Source organism: Streptomyces roseifaciens (genome assembly GCF_001445655.1).
GTDB classification, from domain to species: domain Bacteria; phylum Actinomycetota; class Actinomycetes; order Streptomycetales; family Streptomycetaceae; genus Streptomyces; species Streptomyces aureoversilis.
Genome location: NZ_LNBE01000004.1, coordinates 3334365 through 3349263, shown reverse-complemented (window position 1 = coordinate 3349263; position 14899 = coordinate 3334365). Strand labels below are relative to the sequence as shown.

General features: G+C 71.8%; 13 protein-coding genes. All 13 read left to right on the top strand.

What is annotated here, in order from left to right:
* The first annotated feature begins 140 nt into the window (after nucleotides 1–140).
* The 13 genes from AS857_RS32125 to AS857_RS32065 all read left to right on the top strand — a co-directional run bounded on the left by AS857_RS32125 (nucleotide 141) and on the right by AS857_RS32065 (nucleotide 14857).
* Nucleotides 141–674 (top strand): hypothetical protein, encoded by a 534-nt coding sequence (locus tag AS857_RS32125; protein ID WP_058046661.1) that lies wholly within the window; start codon nucleotides 141–143, stop codon nucleotides 672–674.
* A gap of 31 nt (nucleotides 675–705) precedes the next feature.
* Nucleotides 706–1638 (top strand): TatD family hydrolase, encoded by a 933-nt coding sequence (locus AS857_RS32120; RefSeq protein WP_058046660.1) that lies wholly within the window; start codon nucleotides 706–708, stop codon nucleotides 1636–1638.
* Nucleotides 1639–1749: 111 nt separating this feature from the next.
* On the top strand, nucleotides 1750–3348 hold the full coding sequence (locus tag AS857_RS32115; RefSeq protein WP_058046659.1) for a resuscitation-promoting factor: 1599 nt from the start codon (nucleotides 1750–1752) through the stop codon (nucleotides 3346–3348).
* On the top strand, nucleotides 3345–4220 hold the full coding sequence (gene rsmA, locus AS857_RS32110) for a 16S rRNA (adenine(1518)-N(6)/adenine(1519)-N(6))-dimethyltransferase RsmA (RefSeq protein WP_058046658.1): 876 nt from the start codon (nucleotides 3345–3347) through the stop codon (nucleotides 4218–4220). The genes AS857_RS32115 and rsmA overlap by 4 nt, the downstream gene beginning before the upstream one ends.
* 250 nt (nucleotides 4221–4470) lie before the next feature.
* Nucleotides 4471–5370 (top strand): 4-(cytidine 5'-diphospho)-2-C-methyl-D-erythritol kinase, encoded by a 900-nt coding sequence (locus tag AS857_RS32105; RefSeq protein WP_058046657.1) that lies wholly within the window; start codon nucleotides 4471–4473, stop codon nucleotides 5368–5370.
* A gap of 49 nt (nucleotides 5371–5419) precedes the next feature.
* Entirely contained in the window at nucleotides 5420–5833 is a 414-nt protein-coding gene (locus AS857_RS32100) for a hypothetical protein (protein WP_144440909.1), read from the top strand.
* Nucleotides 5834–5942: 109 nt separating this feature from the next.
* On the top strand, nucleotides 5943–6752 hold the full coding sequence (locus AS857_RS32095; RefSeq protein ID WP_063804388.1) for a helix-turn-helix domain-containing protein: 810 nt from the start codon (nucleotides 5943–5945) through the stop codon (nucleotides 6750–6752).
* Nucleotides 6749–6931, top strand: coding sequence for a DUF397 domain-containing protein (locus tag AS857_RS32090; RefSeq protein WP_058046654.1), 183 nt, complete (start codon nucleotides 6749–6751; stop codon nucleotides 6929–6931). Before AS857_RS32095 ends, AS857_RS32090 begins: the two co-directional genes overlap by 4 nt.
* 32 nt (nucleotides 6932–6963) lie before the next feature.
* Nucleotides 6964–7218, top strand: a complete 255-nt coding sequence (locus tag AS857_RS32085) for a hypothetical protein (RefSeq protein ID WP_058046653.1) — start codon at nucleotides 6964–6966, stop codon at nucleotides 7216–7218.
* Nucleotides 7219–7292: 74 nt separating this feature from the next.
* The gene (locus AS857_RS32080) at nucleotides 7293–9824 is read left to right on the top strand and encodes an ABC transporter permease (protein ID WP_058046652.1); all 2532 of its coding nucleotides are present in this window, start codon (nucleotides 7293–7295) and stop codon (nucleotides 9822–9824) included.
* Between the two features lie 62 nt (nucleotides 9825–9886).
* Nucleotides 9887–11698: an ABC-F family ATP-binding cassette domain-containing protein gene (locus AS857_RS32075; RefSeq protein WP_058046651.1), complete on the top strand. Its 1812-nt coding sequence runs from the start codon at nucleotides 9887–9889 to the stop codon at nucleotides 11696–11698.
* Between the two features lie 363 nt (nucleotides 11699–12061).
* Complete coding sequence (locus AS857_RS32070) at nucleotides 12062–13852, top strand: outer membrane protein assembly factor BamB family protein (RefSeq protein ID WP_058046650.1); 1791 nt, start codon at nucleotides 12062–12064, stop codon at nucleotides 13850–13852.
* Nucleotides 13853–14149: 297 nt separating this feature from the next.
* On the top strand, nucleotides 14150–14857 hold the full coding sequence (locus AS857_RS32065; protein WP_058046649.1) for a response regulator transcription factor: 708 nt from the start codon (nucleotides 14150–14152) through the stop codon (nucleotides 14855–14857).
* Nucleotides 14858–14899: the final 42 nt, after the last annotated feature.

Sequence of the window (14899 nt, the reverse complement as noted above, 5' to 3'; positions counted from 1 at the left end):
CCTGGCACTTTGGGTAGCTCGACGCCAAGTTTGTCCCAATTCGGGGGATAGGCTGCTGCGTCTTCGCCGGGAAGGGCGTTCCCTGGATGTGGGACGTCCGGTCCCGCGAGAGACTTGTCCTCAGGACAAGAGGAGCTGCCATGAGCGAGATCGCAGGAACCTCGAACGGTGTCCATTCGATAGCGGCCACCGCACCCCCCACCGTGCTCGAGACCGAGACGGCGCACGAGTCGTACTCCTTCGCCTGCATGCGGTGCGGCCACGGCTGGGAGCAGTCGTACGAGATCGAGCACCACACGGACGCCGAGGGTCGGCCCTTCGTCATCTACTACGCGGACGGCGTGCGCGTGCCGTCCCCGCTGACCCGCCCCACCTGCGTGAACTGCGGCGAGCACGTCGTACGCATCATGCGGTCCGGCCGCGTCTCCCTGATCGCGGACGTCCTGCACCGGCCCGCGCACGAGGTTCCGGCCACGCAGCAGGCTCCCGCGGGCCCGCTCCACGCCGGCGGGCCCGTGCGCCCGGAGCGCCACAAGGCGCGCGCCGAGCGCCGCGAGCAGTCCGGGCAGTCCGGGCAGTCGGAGCAGTCCGCGCTTCCCGAGCAGCCCGAGCGTGACCACCACTGGCACCTCTCGGACCTCCTGCACCCCTTCCGTTCGCATCGCGGCAGCTAGTCCCTCCCCGCCCCTCCCTAGAATCACGGGCATGGCGGCAACGACAGCATCGAACAGCAGTGGCACGTCCGGCAGCGCGCGGAGCAAGGCCGACAAGAACGACAAGGACGCCCCTCCGCCGCTCCCGGCCCCGCTCGCCGTGCCGGTCGCCGATTCGCACACGCACTTGGACATGCAGTCCGGGTCCGTCGAGGACGCCCTCGCCAAGGCCGCGTCCGTCGGCGTCACCACCGTCGTCCAGGTGGGCTGCGACGTGGCCGGGTCCCGCTGGGCCGCCGAGACGGCTGCCGCCTGGGAGAGCGTATGGGCCACCGTGGCCCTGCATCCGAACGAGGCGCCCCGCATCGTCCACGGCGACCCCGACGGCTGGTCCCGCCAGGGCGCCCGCCCGGCCGGCGGCGACGCCGCCCTGGACGCCGCCCTCGCCGAGATCGACGCCCTCGCGGCCCTGCCGCACGTCCGCGGCGTCGGCGAGACCGGCCTCGACTTCTTCCGCACCGGCCCCGACGGCATGGCCGCCCAGGAGTACTCCTTCCGCCGCCACATCGACATCGCCAAGCGCCACGGCAAGGCCCTGGTCATCCACGACCGCGACGCCCACGCCGACGTCCTGCGCGTCCTGGACGAGGAGGGCGCGCCCGACGCCGTCGTCTTCCACTGCTACTCCGGCGACGCCGACATGGCGAAGGTCTGCGCCGACAACGGCTACTACATGTCCTTCGCCGGCAACGTCACCTTCAAGAACGCCCAGCCCCTCCGCGACGCCCTCGCCGTGGCGCCGCTCGACCTCATCCTCGTCGAGACCGACGCGCCGTTCCTGACACCCGCCCCCTATCGCGGACGGCCCAACGCCCCGTACCTCATTCCGGTCACGTTGCGCGCCATGGCGGGCTTCAAGGGGATCGGCGAGGACGCGCTGGCCACAGCCGTAGCGGCGAATACCGCGCGGGCATTCGGCTACTGACGGTCACTCCGCACCCCCTCTCGTCGCGACACCGTGTGATGATCCGACTTTGGAGAGTGATGCTCCCTCCGCTACAGTCCCGGGCCGAAGCCCGACCCAGGGGAGCGTCACGTGACTCATGCACAGGGCAGCCCCCGCGCCGCACGCAGCGGTGCGGCGGAAGCACCGCCGTACGACCCGTATGACCCCTACGGTCCGTATGCGCCGTACGACCCGTACGATCCGCACGACGGCCGCTACGACCTGTACGCCGCCTACGTGGCCCCCGTCGGGCCCTACCCGATATACGAACCGGTCCCGGTGCCGGTGCCGGCGCCTGCCGGCGGTACGTCCGGTGGCCCCGGACCGTACGACCCCTTCCTGCCCGAGCCCCGCGAGGGGGCGGTCGGCACCGGTCACGAGCGTCCCTACGAGGCGCCTCATCTGCCGCGGCAGCCCGTCAATCCCGTCAATCCTGTCGGTCCTGTCGGTCCTGTCGGTCCTGCCGGTCCCGTCGGGGAGCCGTACGACGGGGCCGGGGCGGATCCGGCACCGGACGCGGGCGCCACCGTGGACGCGGCGGATCCCGCCGCCCCCCGACGCGCCGGCGGCCGCGGCCGCAAGCGCCCCGGCGACCGCCCCGACGCCCTGCGCAGGCTGCTCCCGCAGGCCCTCGTCGTCGCGTTCCTCGCCGGCGGCACCTCCGCCTTCGTCGCCGACGACAAGACCGTCCACCTGAACATCGACGGCACCTCGCGCGAGCTCCACACCTTCGCCGACGACGTCGACGAGCTCCTCGCCGACCAGGGCATGTCCCTGGGCGAGCACGACGCCGTCTTCCCCGGCCACGGCCACGACCTCGCCCGCGGCGACGAGATCACCGTCCGCTACGGCCGCCCCGTCACCCTCACCCTCGACGGCGAGCACCAGCGCATGTGGACCACCGCCCGCACCGTCGACGGCGCCCTGCGCCAGCTCGGCGTCCGCGCCGAAGGGGCCTACCTGTCGACCGAGCGGTCCGCCCCCATCAGCCGCGAGGGCCTCGACCTCCACGTCCGCACCGAGCGCACCGTCACCTTCATGGCCGACGGCCGCGAGCGCACCATCCGCACCAACGCCGCCACCGTCCACGAGGCCATCGACCAGGCCGGCATCACCCTCCACGGCGAGGACACCACCTCCGTCAGCCCCGACAGCTTCCCCCGCGAGGGCCAGACGATCTCCGTCATGCGGATCACCGGCAGCGAGGAGGTCCGCGAGGAGCCCATCGACTTCACCACCGAGCGGCACGACGACCCCGACCTCTTCAAGGGCACCGAGGTCGTCGCCCAGCGCGGCGAGAAGGGCGTGGAACGCATCACGTACGCCCTGCGCACGGTCAACGGCGTCAAGCAGAAGCCCAAGCGCATCGCCTCCGAGACCGTCCGGCAGCCCCGCACCCAGATCGTCAAGGTCGGCACCAAGGCCCGGCCCGTATCGGTGCAGAGCTCCGACGGCCTGAACTGGGACGGGCTCGCCCAGTGCGAGGCCGGCGGCCGCCCCGACGCCGTCGACCCCTCCGGCACCTACGGGGGCCTCTACCAGTTCGACACCCACACCTGGCACTCCCTCGGCGGCACCGGCCGCCCCCAGGACGCGCCCGCCGCCGAGCAGACCCTGCGGGCCAAGAAGCTGTACGTCAGCCGGGGGGCGAGCCCGTGGCCCGTGTGCGGCCGTAAACTTCACGGGTGAGCTCCAGCCCCAGTACAGACGAGTCCGGCGCCCTGCTCGGCCCTGCCGACATCCGCGAGCTGGCCGCAGCCCTCGGGGTACGCCCCACCAAGCAGCGCGGCCAGAACTTCGTGATCGACGCCAACACGGTCCGGCGCATCGTCCGCACCGCCGAGGTCCGGCCCGACGACACCGTCGTCGAGGTCGGCCCCGGCCTGGGGTCCCTGACCCTCGCCCTGCTGGAGGCCGCCGACCGGGTCGTCGCGGTCGAGATCGACGACGTGCTGGCGGCGGCCCTGCCGTCGACCATCGCCGCGCGCATGCCGGAGCGGGCGGACCGCTTCTCGCTCGTCCACAGCGACGCGATGCACGTCCAGGAGCTGCCGGGGCCGCCGCCCACCGCTCTCGTGGCCAACCTGCCCTACAACGTCGCCGTGCCGGTGCTGCTGCACATGCTCGACCGCTTCCCGAGCATCGAGCGCACGCTGGTGATGGTCCAGGCCGAGGTCGCCGACCGGCTCGCCGCCCGGCCCGGCAACAAGGTCTACGGCGTGCCGTCCGTGAAGGCCAACTGGTACGCGGAGGTCAAGCGGGCCGGGGCGATCGGGCGGAACGTCTTCTGGCCGGCGCCGAACGTCGATTCGGGGCTGGTGTCGCTGGTGCGGCGCGCCGAGCCGATCGAGACGACGGCGAGCAAGGCCGAGGTCTTCGCGGTCGTGGACGCGGCGTTTGCCCAGCGTCGGAAGACGCTGCGGGCGGCGCTGGCGGGCTGGGCCGGGTCCCCGGCTGCGGCGGAGGCTGCGCTGGTTGCGGCCGGGATCTCGCCGCAGGCGCGGGGCGAGGCGCTGACGGTGTACGAGTTCGTGGCGATCGCGGAGAACAAGCAGGGCTGAGGCGGGCGGCGGTGCCGGGGCCGGTGGTGGTGCCGGTGCCGGGGGCTCCGGGGTGGGGGTCCGGGGCCGTATATTTACGGGCCGGTACCCCCGGCGTCATGGGCGCCCGCGACTGGCCCGCAAATACACGTCAGCGCCCCGGACCCCCACCCCTGCGCCCCCGTCACCTCCCGCCGTCTTCCGGCGGACGCGCGCATCCCCCGTACGATCGTGCGTGACCCCGTCCCGTACGACCCGAGGAGCCCGCTCCGTGTCCGTGACCGTTCGCGTCCCCGCCAAGGTCAACGTCCAGCTCGCGGTGGGCCCGCTGCGCCCGGACGGCTTCCACGACCTGGCCAACGTCTTCCTGGCGGTCGGCCTGTACGACGTGGTCACGGTGACGCCGGCGGACGAGCTGCGGGTGACGTGCTCGGGTCCGGATGCGGACAAGGTTCCGCTGGATCCCTCCAACCTGGCGGCACGGGCGGCGCTGGCGCTGGCTGAGCGGCATGGGCGGGCCGCTGATGTCCACATTCACATCGAGAAGGACATTCCCGTCGCGGGTGGCATGGCGGGCGGCAGTGCGGACGGTGCGGCGGCGCTGGTGGCGTGCGACGCGCTGTGGGGCACGGAGGCCTCGCGCGAGGAGCTGCTGGAGATCTGCGCCGAGCTGGGCAGTGACGTGCCGTTCAGCCTGGTGGGCGGGACGGCGCTGGGGCGGGGGAGGGGCGAGCTCCTGACGCCGGTCGAGACGGGCGGGAGTTTCTGGTGGGTGTTTGCAGTCGCGGACGGCGGGCTGTCGACCCCTGCCGTGTACGGGGAGTGCGACCGGCTGCGGGCCGACTCGTTCGTGCCGGAGCCGGACCCGTCGCCTGCGCTGATGGACGCGCTGCGGGCGGGTGACGCAGTGGCGCTGGCGGGTGCGGTGAGCAACGACCTGCAGGCGGCGGCGGTGTCGCTGCGGCCGTCGCTGCGCGCGACGCTGGACGCGGGGACGGAGGCGGGCGCGCTGGCCGCGATGGTCTCGGGATCGGGCCCGACGACGGCGTTCCTGGTGAGCGACGAGGCGGAGGCCGAGAAGGTCGCGGAGGCGCTGCGGGCGTCCGGTACGTGCCGGGCGGTACGGGTGGCTGCCGGGCCGGTGCCCGGGGCGATGATCACTGTCGGTTAGGCTCTGCGATTCCGCGCCCGGAAGGGGCGCCTGAATCGGGGGTTTCACCGTGGCGACTCCGCCGCCCTATCAGCAGCAGAACCCGTACCAGGGCCAGAACCCGTACGGCTATCCCGCGCCGGGACATGCGCCCGCGCCCGGCCCGATGCCTACGGGGCCGACGTGCCGCATGTGCGGAGGGTTCCCGGCCGTCGACGCGACGATCCGGCAGCATCAGGGCATCCTGATCATGATGCGCTTCCTGCACGTGAAGGGGCCGTTCTGCAGGAACTGCGGTCTCGCGGTGGAGCGGGACATGACGGGCAAGACGCTGTGGCAGGGCTGGTGGAGCCCGTTCTCCCTGGCCCTCTTCACGCCGTTCACGCTGATCTGGAACATGACGGTCCGGTCGAAGCTGAACAAGCTGCCCCCGCCGACCCCTGCGCAGATGCCCGCTCAAGGCTCTGGCCAGCAGTGGCTTTAGTTCACCCGTTCACCCGTTCGGGGAGAAGTTCTTCGAGCCCGACGTGTTTGCGGCTTGCCCGCCATACCGTCCCTTGCTACCGAGAGAGGTAGAAGGGGCGGGATGCCGGATGGACGTGCGACCTGATTCGCCGATGGCGTGGCGGCTGTGCGGGAACCAGATCAAGCTGTGGCGCCAGGCGGCGAACGTCAGCCGTGAGGAGCTCGCCGCGGAGGCGGGGTACGGAGTGGAGGCCGTCAGGTCCATGGAGATGGGCCGACGGAGGCCGAGCCAGCACCTGTTGCAAGTGGCGGACAGCATGTTCGGCGCGCACGGGAAGTTGGAGTCGGCGCACCAGTATTTGGAACCGGATCGGGCGCTTGTACGCACGACGGAGTTCCTGGCCATTGAGGCCGACGCGATCGCCGTGGACATGTACGAGGTGCTGCTCATCCCCGGTCTGCTGCAGACTGAGGCGTACGCGCGTGCACTCATGGCGGGTCACTGCCCTCCGGTGAGTGACTGCGTTGTCGATTCACGTGTCGCCGCCCGGCTGGAACGTCAGGAACTGCTGGCGAACCCGACGAGGTTGTTCAACTTTGTCATCCACGAGGCTGCCTTGAGGGCGCTGGTAGGCGGCCCGGAGGTGATGAAGGGGCAGCTCAACCATCTCCTGGAAGTCGGTGAGCTGCGTAACGTCTCCGTCCAGGTGCTGCCCCTTGGCCGAGGCGTCACTCCTGGGCTTGAAGGCGCCTTCGTTCTGCTGGAGACCTCCGAGCACAAGCACTACTGCTACGGAGAAACGCAGGTAAGCAGCATGCTTCACGCCGAACCGGAGAGGGTGAGCGCGCTCATGAAGCGCCATGCCATGATCCGCATGCAGGCTCTCGACGAAGTGGAATCGGCTCGATTCATCAGAGGGGTAGCAGAAGAGCTATGAGCACCGAACTGACCTGGCTCAAGTCCAGCTACAGCGGGTCCGAAGGCAGCAACTGCGTCGAGGTCGGGATCCTCCCGCAAGCCGTCCGAATACGCGACTCCAAGCGCCGGGGCGGCCCCCAGCTCGCCATAACCCCCCGCACCTGGGCGGCATTCGTGGCCCACGTACAAGTCGACTGAGCCCGCCCCGAGGGGGCGGAGAGGCTGCCCGCATGCGCTATGCCATCCGCTACAGCGAGGAGGCCGCGGCCCAACGCGACCGCCTCGACGCGCAGCGTCGCAGGACCTTCGACCGCGCCATCACCGTCCTAGCGGAGCGCCCCCGGCACGGGAAGTCCGTGGCCATGGGCGGGAACGTCCGGCACGTGTGGCTCACGAGTGACGTCCTCGCCCAATACGCCGTCTTCCACGGACGCGTGGTGATTCTCGCGCTGTCGGTCTTCGACCGGGGAGCCGTCCTCGGGTAGGGCTACCCCCACCCCCGTTTCACCTGCTGATCCCATGGGGCGGAACACTCCGCATCCCTAGCGTTTAGCGGGTGATGGGCAAGCTCGCAGCGCGGTCGCTGCGCTACAGAATCGGCGGTTTCACCGCCACCTTCCTCGCGCTGTTCATCGGCGCCACGCTCGTGATGGCCTGCGGGGGCCTGATGGAGACCGGCATTCGTAATGTCGCGCCTCCTGAGCGACTGGTGGGCGCTGATCTGCTCATCACGGGTGACCGCACGCACGAGGTCGCGAGCGGCAAGAAGCACAAGAAGGAGACGCCTCTCCCGGAACGGGTCTCGCTTCCGGTCGGCCTTGTCGACAAGGCGCGCGCCGTGCCCGGCGTCCGGTCCGCCACCGGTGAGCGGACCTTCGACGCCGCCGTGCTCGGCGGCACCGAGGTCAAGGTCCAGGCCCACGGCTGGGAGTCCGCCGCCCTCACCCCGTACGGGCTGACCGCGGGCAGTGAACCGGTCGGCCGTAACGACGTCGTCCTCGACACGGAGACCGCCCGCCGCGCAGGCGCCACGGCCGGCAGCCGTATCCGTATCGCCGCGCACGGCAGCGCGGCCACGTACACCGTCAGTGGCATCGCCCGCGCCCGCACCGCGGTCCCGCAAGCGACCCTGTTCTTTTCCGCGACGGAGGCGGCCCGGCTTTCCGGGCGGCCGGAGAGCGTTGCGGACATCGCCGTCACTCTCGTCCCCGGCGCACGCCTCGATGACGTCCGCAAGGGCATACAGGAGGCCTTCACCGGTAATCCCGTCACTCTCCTCTCCGGTGACGACCGGGGCGCCGTGGAGCACCCCGAGGTGGTGCAGGGCGGCGAGGACTTGGTCGCGCTGTCGGGCGTCGTCGGCGGGCTCGTCATCCTCGTCGTGGCGTTCGTGGTCGCCGGGACCGTGGCTCTCTCCGCGTCGCAGCGCGGCCGCGAGCTGGCTCTGCTGCGGGCGATCGGTACGAGTACCGGTCAGCTCCGGCGGATGCTGCTCGGGGAGACGCTCATGGTCATGGTGCTGGCGGGCGCCGCGGCCTGGCCCGCGGGGCCCGTCGTGGGGCGCCGGCTCTTCGAGACCCTCGTCGAGAGCGGCATGGTCGCGGAGACGGTCCGGTTCAGTCAGGGCTGGATCCCGGCGATGCCCGCGTACGGGGCGCTGCTGCTGACCGCCGTGGGCGGCGGACTGCTCGGCAGCGCGCGGGCGGTGCGGGCGAGGCCCGTGGAGGCGCTCGGGGAGGCGGCCGTGCAGAAGCCGGGCCTGCACCCGGTGCGGATCGTCGTGGGGCTGCTGTTCCTCGCCGGGACGGTCGCCCTGGCGCTCGTCACGGCGCTGGTCCTGCGCGGGCCGGTGGCGGCCAGCACCGCGGGGCCGACGGTCATGTGCTGTGCCATCGCGCTCGCCCTCCTCGGCCCCTGGTTCGCGAAACTCGTCACTCTCCTCCTGCACTGGCCCGTGAGGGTCCTGGCCGGGCCCTCCGGCCGTCTCGCCGCTCTCAACTGCCGTGCCCGTACGGCGAAGGTCGCCGCGATCGCGACGCCCGTGATGCTCGCCAGCGCCATCGCCACCGGGAACCTGTACCTGCAGACGACCACGGCCGCGCTCGCCGACCGGGCGTTCGCCGACAACCTGCGGGCCGACGCCGTCCTCACCTCCGCCGCGGGCGGGGTGGACCCGGCACTGCTGGCCCGCGTACGGGCGCTGCCGAGCGTCGCGGGAGCCGGCGCGTACGTGACCAGCAGGGCGTACACCGAGAAGCCGCACGACGGTAAGGAGAACAAGAAGGGCCTGCCGCTGCAGGGCGTGAGCGCGGAGGGCGTCGGGCAGACCCTCGCGGTCAAGGCGAGCGCGGGCAGCCTGGACGGCCTGCGCGGCGACGCGGTCGCCCTGCCGGAGACCGTGGCGCACCGCATGCACCGCACCGTGGGGGACACGATCACCCTGCGCCTGGGCGACGGGGCGCGGGCGGACGTACGGATCGTGGCGCTGTTCAAGGGGCGCGAAGGGTTCGACACGGCGCTGACGAGCGCGGAGCTGCTGGCGCCGCACACGACGGCCGGGCTGCCGTCGCAGATCCTCGTACGGGCGGACGGCGACCGCGGCCGGCTGATGGCCGACCTGGGCGCGCTCGCCGCGCAGCACCCGGGGCTGAAGGTCGCCGGGCGGGACGCGGTGACGGCCGCGCAGGCGGAGAGCAACCGCACGCAGGCGTCCGTGAACTACCTGATCATCGGGATGCTCGTGGCGTACACGGCGCTGTCGGTCGTCAACACGACGGCCGTCGCCGTGGGCAACCGCCGCAAGGAGTTCGCGCTGCAGCGGCTCACGGGGGCCACGCGGGGGCAGGTGCTGCGGATGATGACGGTGGAGGGCGGCCTGGTGGCCCTGGTCGGCCTGCTCCTGGGCGGGGTGGCCGCGGCGAGCACGCTGGTGCCGTTCGGGTACGCGCTGGGCGATGCGGGGACGATCACCGGGCCGCCGTCGATCGCCCTGACGGTGATCGGCGCGGGGCTCGCCCTGACGCTGGCCGCGACGCTCGTCCCCACGTGGTGGGCGCTGCGGTCCCGGCCGGTGGAGGCGGCCCGGGCCTGACCCGCGGGCGACGTTTCCCGGCATGGGATCCTGGAAGCCAGGAACCCCACACAAGGAGCGGCATGGCAGCCAACCTCGTCAATCTGGAAGCCGTCGACAAGGTGTACGGCACCCGTGCACTGCTCGACGGCATCTCCCTCGGCGTGAACGAGGGCGACCGGATCGGTGTGGTCGGCCGCAACGGTGACGGCAAGACCACCCTGATCCGGATCCTCGCCAAGCTGGAGGATGCGGACAAGGGCCGCGTCACGCACGCCGGCGGCCTGCGCCTGGGCGTGCTCACGCAGCACGACTCGCTGGACCCGGCCGCCACGATCCGGCACGAGGTCATCGGCGACCTCGCCGATCACGAGTGGGCGGGCAGCGCGAAGATCCGCGACGTGCTCACGGGCCTCTTCGGCGGGCTGGACCTGCCGGGCTTCGCCGACGGCCTGGACACGGTCATCGGCCCGCTGTCGGGTGGCGAGCGCCGCCGCATCGCGCTCGCGAAGCTGCTGATCGCCGACCAGGACATGATCGTCCTGGACGAGCCCACCAACCACCTCGACGTCGAGGGCATCTCCTGGCTCGCGGGCCACCTGCGGGCGCGCCGCTCGGCGCTGGTGTGCGTCACGCACGACCGCTGGTTCCTGGACCAGGTCTGCACGCGCATGTGGGACGTGCAGCGCGGTGTCGTCCACGAGTACGAGGGCGGCTACAGCGACTACGTCTTCGCCCGCGCGGAGCGCGAGCGCATCGCCGCGACGGAGGAGGCCAAGCGGCAGAACCTGATGCGCAAGGAGCTCGCCTGGCTGCGCCGCGGCGCCCCGGCCCGGACGAGCAAGCCGCGCTTCCGGATCGAGGCCGCCAACGAGCTGATCGCGGACGTGCCGCCGCCGCGGGACAGCGCCGAGCTGATGAAGTTCGCGAGCTCGCGGCTGGGCAGGACGGTCTTCGACCTGGAGAACGTGACGATCCAGGCGGGCCCGAAGGTGCTCATCAAGCACCTGACCTGGCAGCTGGGCCCGGGCGACCGGATCGGCCTTGTCGGCGTCAACGGCGCGGGCAAGACCTCGCTGCTGCGGGCGCTTGCGGAGGCCGCGGGCAGCGAGGGCGAGAAGCAGCCGGCGGCGGGCAAGGTCGCGGTCGGCAAGACCGTCAAGCTGGCGTACCTCTCCCAGGAGGTCGCGGAACTCGACCCGTCCAAGCGGGTGCTGGAGGCCGTCCAGCAGGTGCGCGACCGCGTCGACCTCGGCAAGGGCCGGGAGATGACGGCGGGGCAGCTGTGCGAGAAGTTCGGCTTCACCAAGGAGAAGCAGTGGACGCCGGTCGGCGACCTCTCCGGCGGTGAGCGCCGGCGGCTGCAGATCCTGCGCCTGCTGATGGACGAGCCCAACGTCCTGTTCCTGGACGAGCCCACCAACGACCTCGACATCGAGACGCTGACCCAGCTGGAGGACCTCCTCGACGGCTGGCCGGGCTCGATGGTCGTCATCAGCCACGACCGGTACTTCGTGGAGCGCACCACCGACCGCGTCTTCGCGCTCCTCGGGGACCAGGCGCTGCGGATGCTGCCGCGGGGCCTGGACGAGTACCTGGAGCGGCGGCAGCGCGTCATCGAGGCTGCCGTGCCCGCCGTCGCTCCGGCCGCGGCAGCGGCGAGCGCCGTGAAGCAGAAGTCGGCCGGGGACGCGCGCGCCGCGAAGAAGGAACTGCAGAAGATCGAGCGCCGCCTGGACCGCATCAGCGAGCAGGAGGCGAAGCTGCACGCGCGGATCGCCGAGCAGGCGACCGACTTCGAGGCGGTGGCCAAGCTGGACGCGGAGCTGCGGGAGCTGGCGGGCGAGCGCGAGGAGCTGGAGCTGCGCTGGCTCGAACTGGCGGAGGACGCGTAGGCCTTGCCGGCGGTCACCCGAGCGCGGCGGTTCCGGCCGCCGGGTATGCCGCCTGGCGCCCCCGGCAGGTCAAGGATGCGTTCGCATCCTTGAATCCGCCGCGATGGCGCGCAACCACGATGGTGGTGTCCGGCGGTGCCGTACAAGCTCAGGTCGGACCGGCACCGCCGGGTACCGCCGTTGGGGCCGCTCGCCGCCGCGGCGGTTTGAAAGAAGCCGGCGTCTCCATGCTCCGCATGGGGGCGCCGCTTTGGTTGTCCGGCACGGGCAACAGTCTCGTCACGGCCCGGTATCGAGCCGTGTCCCGTCAGTACCGGGTGATAAAAAGAACATCCGCCAGCCCCGCCGCAACGAGGAAAGCTGATGTCAACACCGCCCCAGCCACCCAACCAGCCTCAGCCTGGCTTCGGGGCCCCCAGCCCCTCGTACGGCTACCCGCCGCAGCAGCCGGCGCCCGCGCAGGGCGCACCGGCGCCCCAGCCGCCGCCGGGCCCGCCCGGCCCGCCGCCGGCGGGTCAGCCCGGCTACGGGTACCCGCAGACGCCGCCCGCCGCGCCGCAGGGCCCGCCCCCGGGCGGCTACGGCTACCCGGGCCCGGGTCAGCCGCCCGCCGGCCAGCCCGCGCAGGGGTACCCGCAGTACGGCGCGTACCCGCAGCAGCAGCCCGGCCCGTACGGTGCGCCCGGCCAGTACCCCGGCGCGCCCGGTGGCAACGGCGGTGACGCCGCCAAGAAGAAGCGCATGGCGATCATCGCCGGCGCCGTGGCCGCGGTCCTCGTCCTCGCCGGCGGTGGCATCTGGTTCGCCACCAGCGGTAGCGGTGACGACGACAAGCCCAACGTCTCCAGCAACGGCCAGACCGGTGGCACCGGCAACAAGGGCGGCCAGGGCGGCAACGGCGGCGAGAAGCCGAAGACCGGCGCCGGCAAGCTGCTCTTCAACGTCGAGCAGGAGAAGGTCGACGACCTCGTCGGCATGAAGGGCATGTGGGCCACCGACCAGGTGGTCGCCAAGTCCGACATCTACAAGATCGTCGGCTATGGCCTGTCCGGCGGCAAGAAGTGGGAACTCCCGCTCGACGGCGCCGTCTGCTGGGCCGGACCGAAGGCCACGGAGGACGGCAAGGCCGTCGTCCTGGTCAGCGACGGCAAGCCCAGCTCGGAGAAGAAGTACGGCGGCCCCTGCACCCAGGTCATCGCCTTCGACGTCAACAAGGGCACCAAGCTCTGGCAGAAGTCCGCCAAGTCCGGTGACCGCGACGTGAGCTTCTCCGAGGTCACCATCGGCGGCGGCACGGTCGCCGCGGGCGGCATCAGCGGCGGGGCCGCCTGGTCGCTGGCGGACGGCAAGGAGCTGTGGGCGCCCAAGACCGACGGCGAGGACTGCCGTGACGGTGGCTACGGCGGCGGCAGCAAGCTCGTCGCCGTGCGCCGCTGCGGTGACATCGAGCGCGGCATCGTCAAGATCCAGACGCTCGACCCCAAGTCCGGCGCCGTGAAGTCCACGTACCAGATGCCGCCCGGCCTCTCCTGGCCGCACATCGCCTCCACCGACCCGCTCGTCGTCGGCGCCAACGCCGGTGGCAGCAAGGGCAACGGCGCGTCCGACTTCTTCGTGATCGACGACAGCGCCAAGGACGGCAAGCTGCGCAGCAAGATCTCCACGGACAACGGCAAGTACGAGCCGCGCTGCCCGGCGACCGAGGTCGAGGGCTGCACCAAGATGGTCATCACCAAGGACACGCTGTACATGCCGACCGAGGACCACTCCTCCGGCGACCCGAACCAGTCCGGCCGCGTCAACGAGATCGTCGCCTTCGACCTCTCCACCGGCCAGACCAAGGGCAAGACGGACGGCACGCCCGGCTCCAGCCTGGTGCCCCTCGGCATCGACCAGGACGGCTACCCGATCGCGTACCAGATCCCGACGTACAACGCGGGCGGCAAGGTCATGCGCATCGACCCCAAGACGTACAAGGGCGAAGTGCTGCTGAAGAACGCCGACGAGACGTCCCGGCCGGAGCGGGAGCTCTCGCCCGACTTCCAGCAGGGCCTGTGGGCCCAGGGCCGGCTCTTCCTCGGTACGAACTACGCGCACCGCACCACGGCCGGTCTCGGCAAGCAGTACACCATGATGATCTTCGGTGAGAGCTGACGCGCCAAGCTGACGCTTCCGTTGACACCACATGATCACGGCGCCGCCGTGACAGCGGTTTCCGACCGCTTGGCGCCGTGATCAAGCACAATTCTCGTCGTATCCCTGCCCGTCGCGCTGCCGTGCCTGAACGATCCGTTTCAGTCTCGAAGTACACGCGATTGGCAGGGATTTCGGCATTCCGGGGGACTTCTCACCGGTAAGGGGCGCGCAACGTCGAACAAGCGTGTAGCTTCCGGGGTCGAGGGGTCGACAAGGAGACGTAGAGACGTACGCGGGGCGACAGGGGGCAAGCGCATGGGCGTGCGGCTCATGGTGGTCGATGATCACCGACTGCTGGCCGAGGCGCTCGCCTCGGCCCTGAAGCTGCGCGGGCACCGGGTCCTGGCCGCGGCCGCGCCGAGCGCGGGCGCCGCCGACCTGGTGGTGAGCCGCGCTCCGGAAGTGTGCCTGCTGGGCACCGCCACCCCGGCCGAGCCGGGGGCCTTCGATCCGATCGTCCGCATCAAGCGCGACCGGCCGCAGGTGGCCGTCGTGGTGCTCGGCCCCGTGCCGAGCCCGCTCGGCATCGCCGCGGCCTTCGCCGCCGGCGCGTCGGGCTACGTGCGGCACAACGAGCGGATCGAAGGCGTCGAGCGCGCCATGATGAAGGCGAGGGCGGGCGAGGCCGCGGTCGATCCCCAGCTCCTGCAAGGGGCGTTCACGGAGCTCCTCAACCCCGCCGCCCAGCCGGACGACGAGGGCGCGCGGCTCCTGCAGCTCCTCACGCCGCGGGAGGTGGAGGTCCTCGTACGGGTCGCGGAGGGCGAGGACACGCGGCTGATCGCGGCAGGCATGGGCATAGCGCCGAGCACGGCCCGGACGCACGTGCAGCGGGTGCTGATGAAGCTGGGGGTGGGTTCGAGGCTGGAGGCGGCGGCCCTCGCCGCGCGTACGGGGCTTCTGGACCGCGCGGCCGCCGGTCCGGGCCCGCTGCCCCCGCAGAGGGGCCCTGCGGCTCCGTAGCACGGGGCTCCGCCCCGGACCCCGGTCCTCGATCGCCGGACG

What these genes read in the sequence shown, in the direction of transcription:
- AS857_RS32125 (WP_058046661.1), top strand. Translation starts at nt 141, where the DNA reads ATGAGCGAGATCGCAGGAACCTCGAACGGTGTCCATTCGATAGCGGCC.
- AS857_RS32120 (WP_058046660.1), top strand. Translation starts at nt 706, where the DNA reads ATGGCGGCAACGACAGCATCGAACAGCAGTGGCACGTCCGGCAGCGCG.
- AS857_RS32095 (WP_063804388.1), top strand. Translation starts at nt 5,943, where the DNA reads ATGGACGTGCGACCTGATTCGCCGATGGCGTGGCGGCTGTGCGGGAAC.
- AS857_RS32090 (WP_058046654.1), top strand. Translation starts at nt 6,749, where the DNA reads ATGAGCACCGAACTGACCTGGCTCAAGTCCAGCTACAGCGGGTCCGAA.
- AS857_RS32085 (WP_058046653.1), top strand. Translation starts at nt 6,964, where the DNA reads ATGCGCTATGCCATCCGCTACAGCGAGGAGGCCGCGGCCCAACGCGAC.
- AS857_RS32080 (WP_058046652.1), top strand. Translation starts at nt 7,293, where the DNA reads ATGGGCAAGCTCGCAGCGCGGTCGCTGCGCTACAGAATCGGCGGTTTC.
- AS857_RS32075 (WP_058046651.1), top strand. Translation starts at nt 9,887, where the DNA reads ATGGCAGCCAACCTCGTCAATCTGGAAGCCGTCGACAAGGTGTACGGC.
- AS857_RS32070 (WP_058046650.1), top strand. Translation starts at nt 12,062, where the DNA reads ATGTCAACACCGCCCCAGCCACCCAACCAGCCTCAGCCTGGCTTCGGG.
- AS857_RS32065 (WP_058046649.1), top strand. Translation starts at nt 14,150, where the DNA reads ATGGGCGTGCGGCTCATGGTGGTCGATGATCACCGACTGCTGGCCGAG.